This window comes from Acutalibacter caecimuris, assembly GCF_034335085.1.
Classification (GTDB): Bacteria; Bacillota; Clostridia; order Oscillospirales; family Acutalibacteraceae; genus Acutalibacter; species Acutalibacter caecimuris.
Genome location: NZ_JAWXXJ010000012.1, coordinates 110,108 through 116,176, shown reverse-complemented (window position 1 = coordinate 116,176; position 6,069 = coordinate 110,108). Strand labels below are relative to the sequence as shown.

The window sequence follows — 6,069 nt, the reverse complement described above, 5'->3', positions numbered from 1 at the left end:
AATCTGGAGTGGTACGGTGCATTTCACAGCACCGCACACCACCCTCATATGCGCTTGCTGGTCTATTCCAAGGACGCAAAGCAGGGCTGGCTGACGAAAAAAGGGATCGATGAACTGCGGAGTACGCTAGGTAATGACATCTTTCACATGGAGCAATACAAGCTGTTCACGATGGAAACAGGCCTTCGTGACCGGCTGAAGAAGGAGAGCCGAGAAGAAATTGAAAAGCTGATTGCTAAAATCCGTGATTCTTATACCCCTACTTCCAAAATAGAAATGCTGTTTTTGAAACTGGTTTCACAGCTTAAGACCTGCAAAGGGCGCAAGCAGTATGGTTATCTGCCGAAAGATGTAAAGGATACCGTCAACAAAATTGTGGTGGAGCTGGCAAAAGACGAGAGCGTAGCAAGGCTGAACTCAGAGTGGAATAAGTTCAACCGAGAGAAATTATCACTCTATCATGAAAAGAAAAAGCCCGATATTCCTCTGGAAGATAACCCTGAGTTCCGCAGCATTAAGAACGTAATTGTTAGAAGTGCGGCGCTGGCTATGAGGATTATGGATGCTGAGCCTACGCAAAATTATGATGTAGGGTCAGCGATGAAGTCGGTGGTCGGCGCGCTGTGCAAGATAATCTCCAAGAGTTATGATAAGAAAATTGCCCGGCTGAACACTCAGATTGACAGTAAACTCAGAAGTAAAATCGAGCAGAAGAAGGAGGCGCATGGGCTGAAAACGGAGCGTAGCGTCCGGCAGGATATAGATGATGAAAGTTATTCAATGAGGATGTAGGCCCTCAAAATTTGCGTTGCATAAACAAAGAAAAGGGTTTTGGACGAAACCAGAAAAAGTAAGAAAAATGTCAGTGGACATTGGCGGGGATTATGTGGTAATGTTGGTGTCAAGAAAGGGGGCCAAGATATGGCAAAAAAGAGAGCAAACGGTGAGGGAAACATACGCAAGCGCAAGGATGGTCGCTGGGAAGGACGTTACACGGCAGGCTACGACCCCGCCACCGGTAAGCGCATCATCAAAAACGTGCTTGGAAAAACCCAGGCTGAGGTCAAGGAAAAGCTGGCCCGGGCCATCGAGGATAGCAAAGGTTTGGACGTGGTCAAAGCCGGTCAGTACACGGTAGGGCGGTGGATGGACGTATGGTTTGAGAACTACGCCAAAATCAAAGTGCGCCCTTCATCGCACAAAACCTACAAAGGTTATATTGAAAATCACATCAAGCCAAGCATCGGCAAGATACCTCTTGGCAAGCTGACAACGCTGGAAGTCCAAGCCCTCTACAAGAAGCTGCTGACCAGCGGCAGGGTGGAGCGTATAGAATCTCAACAGCAGCCCAAGGGACTGAGTGCCAAAACAGTACGCAATATCAATCAGGTGATTTCGTCAGCAATGGAGTTAGCCAAAAGCCAGAAGCTCATAACCACCAATCCTACTGACGGTTGTGCCCTACCAAAGGTGGAGCACCAAGAGATGAAAACGCTAACCGCTGACCAGTTGGCCGCATTCTTCCGAGAGGCCAAGAACAGCGGTGTGTTCGAGATGTACTACCTGGAGTTAGCGACAGGCTTGCGCCGAGGCGAACTGCTGGGCCTGAAGTGGGACGACATCGATTTGGACGTAGGTGTTATCCATGTGAAACGGCAGGTAGCCAGGATCGATGGGGAAGTGGTAGAGGCCCCGCTAAAAACAAAGAATTCCTACCGCACGCTGTCCATAGGGGCAGATGCGATAGAAATTCTCAGGGAACAGCAGAGCAAGGTATCGAGCGATTATGTGTTCCCCTCGCCCAACGGCGGCCCGATTTCGCCCGACAGCGTCCTGCATATGCTGCATCGGGTATTGGATAGAGCTGGATTGCCGCCATTGCGCTTTCACGACCTTCGTCACACATTTTCGACCCTGGCACTCCAAAACGGTGTAGACATCAAGACGGTGTCGGGTATGCTGGGCCACTACAGCGCAGGGTTTACCCTGGACACCTACGCCCACGTCACCACCGCCGCACAGAAAGAAGCGGCCCGGACGATGGATAGTTTGCTATCCGGCAGCGTTTAGAAGTACCCGGTCGTTTCCCCGTATGGGTCAGCGAATGGGTCAGACAAGGGAAACTAAGGAAAATATAAAAGAGAATCCCCGGAAACCCTTGAGTTTCCGGAGAAATTTGGTTGCGGGGGCAGGATTTGAACCTGCGACCTTCGGGTTATGAGCCCGACGAGCTACCGAGCTGCTCCACCCCGCGATATGATGTTTAAACAGCCATAACTCTTGACTGCTTTGTTATTATACTATATCTCTTCGAAAAAAGCAAGAGTTTTTTCGATTTTTCTAAAATTTTTTGTTTCCAAAGTTTTTTCTAGGAGAGGCTTTCCATCAAGACCAAGATATGGTATACTATTAATTAAAGGCACACTGCGTAGGGCCATAGGTTTTAGACGGACTGGCGATGCCCTATGGTACAGATGCTTTAAGTCGATTTGATGGTAAGAAACGGGTTTGCTCAGAATGTCGCAACAGATGGGGCGCGGCCTACAAATTCAACCTTAGGAGGAAAAAATATGGTAGACGAATACACCCTGCCGTTGTCAAAAATTATAGAAAACCAAAAACTGGAGGCCCTTCATTTACCGCGGGACCCTAGCCTGATTGTGGTACGTTCCCGTGATGTGATCCGTCCCGGCCTGGAACTCAACGGTTTTTACGAATACTTTGACACCAACCGTATCGCGATTATCGGCCGGGCAGAAATGGGCCTGCTGAATCGTTTTGGCCCGGAACAGCGGACGGAAGTCATTGAGCGGTATTTTGCCTTGCATCCGGTTGCGGTTATTTTGGCCCGGAATATCCGTCCCTGGGACGCCATGTTGGAGGCTGCGCAGCGGTATGAGATACCGTTGCTTTTATCGCAGGATTCTACTTCAAGCGCGTTAGCCAGCCTGGTGGCTTATCTGAATGTGGAACTGGCTCCCCGTATTACCCGTCACGGTGTGCTGATGGAAGTTTACGGCGAAGGAGTCCTATTGGTGGGGGACAGCGGCGTGGGTAAGTCGGAAGCAGCTATAGAACTTATTAAGCGTGGCCACCGGCTGATTGCGGATGATGCGGTGGAAATACGCCGGGTATCCAGTATTTCCCTGGTAGGGCAGGCGCCGGACAATATCCGTCACTTTATTGAGTTGCGCGGCATTGGGGTCATCAACGCCCAACGCATTTTCGGCACGGGTGCGGTTAAACCCAGCCAGAAGATCGAGTTGGCTATTAAGATGGAAACCTGGGATGCCACAAAGGTCTATGACCGTATGGGCATTGACAATGAATTTACGGAAATATTAGGGATCCGCCTGCCGGTCATTACGATCCCCGTAAAACCAGGGCGTAATCTAGCCGTAATTATTGAGGTGGCGGCTATGAACAACCGGCAGAAAGAGATGGGCTACAATGCGGCCCACGAACTGCTTACCAACATGGGGATGGACCTGGACGATATGGATCACCGAGAAGTCCGTATGGATTTGGATATTTGATTGCGCCGGGGCCATATTTTACGTATAGAGGGCCGTATAGATATTAATAATGAAAAGTGGAAAGGCAAATGCTTTACTCGAAGGAGGTCTGGAATGGTTCAGTTGGACTACACTGCCCTGGATAGAGTAGCAGCGGTTCTTGGCTGCCAAAACGAAACTGGTGTGCCCCTTGCACCATACACCACGTTTCGCATTGGTGGGCCGGTAGACCGGCTATTAACCGTGGAAACGGTATGTCAGTTGGAAGGTGTACTGCAAGCTGTAAAGGATAACAGCTTGTCGCTGCTGCTGTTAGGGAAAGGTTCAAACCTTTTGGTGGGGGATGGCGGCTATCGCGGTGTAGCCCTTCGCCTGGCCGGTGATTTTAAGCGCGTGGAGCTTTTGGCGGATGGGATAACCTTACGGGCTGGCGCAGGGGCTACGTTGGCTACAGCCTGTACCTATGCCAGGGAGCAGGGGCTTAGCGGGTTGGAGTTTGCCTGGGGAATACCCGGTTCAGTCGGTGGCGCCGTATATATGAACGCCGGCGCCTATGGTGGTGAAATGAAGGATGTAGTGGTAAAGGCCAGCCATTATGACCTGATGGAAGGGCCGGGAGCGTACCAGGGCGAGGCATTGGAATTTGCCTACCGGCACAGCAAGTATTCCGGTTCCGGCAAGGCTGTAACCTTTACAGAATTGCGGCTGATGCCTGGCGACCCGAAAATGATCGGCGAAAAAATGGAAGAACTTATGGCCCGCCGCAAAGATAAACAGCCCTACGATATGCCCAGTGCCGGCAGTACCTTTAAGCGGCCCCAGGGGGCCTATGCGGCAGCGCTTATCGACCAGTGCGGGCTGCGTGGCCGCCGGGTAGGCGGGGCGCAGGTCAGCGAAAAGCACACAGGCTTTATTGTAAACACCGGCGGGGCAACCTGCCGGGACGTGCTGGCTTTAATGGAGGTAGTGCAGGAAACTGTGTTGCGGGAAACGGGTTTCGTGTTGGAACCGGAAGTGCGGGTGACAGGGGAGCAGTAAAAGGGAAAGGAGCGGCTGGAATTGGAATTTGTAGTGGTAACTGGGCTTTCAGGCGCAGGCAAAACCCAGGCGATGCACGCTATGGAGGACATCGGCTTTTTTTGTGTGGATAATCTGCCACCGGCGTTGATCCCCATTTTTTATGACCTATGTGTCAAGTCAGAAAGCCAAATGGAACGTATTGCCGTGGTAACGGATACAAGGGGCGGCGAGTTGTTCAAGTCCTTTTTTGGGGCGATGGAAACCCTGAAAACAGAGGGGAAACCTTATAAGATTTTGTTTTTAGATGCCGTAGACGGGATGCTGGTCCGCCGCTTTAAGGAAACCCGGCGCAAGCACCCTCTCTCGGACGGGCTGGGAGGTTCGTTAGAGCAGGCCGTACGGCTGGAACGGGAAATGCTGCGCCCGGTACGCGGCGGCTCTGACTTTGTTATTGATACCTCCAGCCTGTCGCCCGCCCAATTGAAAGGGCGGATCGCGGAACTCTTTTTAACCAGCGCCAGCGATTCTTTGGCCGTGCACTGCATCAGCTTTGGGTTTAAGTTTGGCATTCCCATGGAGGCCGATCTGGTGATGGACGTACGCTGCCTGCCCAATCCCTTTTATGACCAGGAACTGCGCCCTAAAACCGGCCTTGACCCGGATGTACGGGCGTATGTGATGGAAAACGACGAAACCAGGGGCTTTGTGGCCCGCTATACGGCGTTGCTGGACTACCTGCTGCCCCTATACGGCAAAGAAGGTAAGAGCCAGTTGGTGGTTGCAATGGGTTGTACCGGCGGGCACCACCGTTCGGTGGCATTGGCCCAATACACCTGCGATTACCTGACGGATCAGGGTATAAAAGCCAGTGTGACCCATCGGGATATACAACGGTTTTAGGGGGCTTGCTTTGTGTATGCGATTCTGTTGGCCGGGTTACCGGCCGCAGGGAAAAGCCATATGGCCCGGAAACTTTCCGGGCTTTTGGGCTTGCCGGTGTTTTCAAAAGATGACATAAAGGAACGCTTGTATGACACAGTGGGGTTCCACAGCCGGGCAGAGAAAGTTGCGTTGGGTGTGGGGGCGATGGAAATCCTGTACTATACGGCAGGGCAGGTAATGGGGCAGGGTGGCTCCGTTATTATAGAGAATAATTTTGAGAATGCCTCTGTGCCAGGGCTGCGGGCGCTGTTGGAAAAACATAGGGCCCAGCCGATTACCGTCATGCTGACAGGGGATTACCAGATTATCTACCAGCGGTTCCTGCTCCGGGACCAGTCCCCGCAACGGCATAGGGGGCATATAGTCAACACCTGTTACCCTGAGCCAGAGGGTGCCAAGGCCCTATACCAACCCATGAGCCTGGAACAATTTGTTGCGGGGTTTACCAGCCGGGGTATGGCCGGTTTTGATATTGGCGGCCCCAGGATAACCGTTGATGTGACGGAGGTTGGCAGGATAGACTACCAGCAACTGGCCGGGGAGATCAAAGCACTTATGACAAGCTGACTGCCTTACGTGTTGCGCGAAAGCT

At 52.0% G+C, this 6,069-nt stretch carries 6 protein-coding genes and 1 tRNA gene; 6 read left to right on the top strand and 1 reads right to left on the bottom strand.

All coding sequences use genetic code 11. From position 1 onward, the window contains the following. A partial coding sequence (gene mobP3, locus U8U01_RS08995) for a MobP3 family relaxase (RefSeq protein ID WP_322173501.1) occupies nucleotides 1-792 on the top strand: 792 nt, incomplete at its 5' end. A 129-nt stretch (nucleotides 793-921) separates the two neighbouring features. Then, entirely contained in the window at nucleotides 922-2,070 is a 1,149-nt protein-coding gene (locus tag U8U01_RS08990; RefSeq protein WP_322173499.1) for a tyrosine-type recombinase/integrase, read from the top strand. Nucleotides 2,071-2,177: 107 nt separating this feature from the next. Here U8U01_RS08990 and U8U01_RS08985 read toward each other — a convergent pair. Next, nucleotides 2,178-2,254: transfer RNA gene (locus tag U8U01_RS08985), tRNA-Met, on the bottom strand. Between the two features lie 316 nt (nucleotides 2,255-2,570). Between U8U01_RS08985 and hprK the strand changes: the two genes are divergently transcribed. From hprK to U8U01_RS08965, 4 genes are all read left to right on the top strand, one after another. Continuing rightward, entirely contained in the window at nucleotides 2,571-3,536 is a 966-nt protein-coding gene (gene hprK / locus U8U01_RS08980; RefSeq protein ID WP_322173498.1) for an HPr(Ser) kinase/phosphatase, read from the top strand. A gap of 93 nt (nucleotides 3,537-3,629) precedes the next feature. After that, nucleotides 3,630-4,553: a UDP-N-acetylmuramate dehydrogenase gene (murB, locus tag U8U01_RS08975; protein WP_322173497.1), complete on the top strand. Its 924-nt coding sequence runs from the start codon at nucleotides 3,630-3,632 to the stop codon at nucleotides 4,551-4,553. A gap of 21 nt (nucleotides 4,554-4,574) precedes the next feature. After that, entirely contained in the window at nucleotides 4,575-5,435 is an 861-nt protein-coding gene (gene rapZ, locus U8U01_RS08970; RefSeq protein WP_322173495.1) for an RNase adapter RapZ, read from the top strand. A 12-nt stretch (nucleotides 5,436-5,447) separates the two neighbouring features. Beyond that, a complete protein-coding gene (locus tag U8U01_RS08965; RefSeq protein WP_322173494.1) occupies nucleotides 5,448-6,044 on the top strand; it encodes a P-loop nucleotide/nucleoside kinase family protein in 597 nt (198 codons plus the stop codon). Nucleotides 6,045-6,069 lie beyond the last annotated feature (25 nt).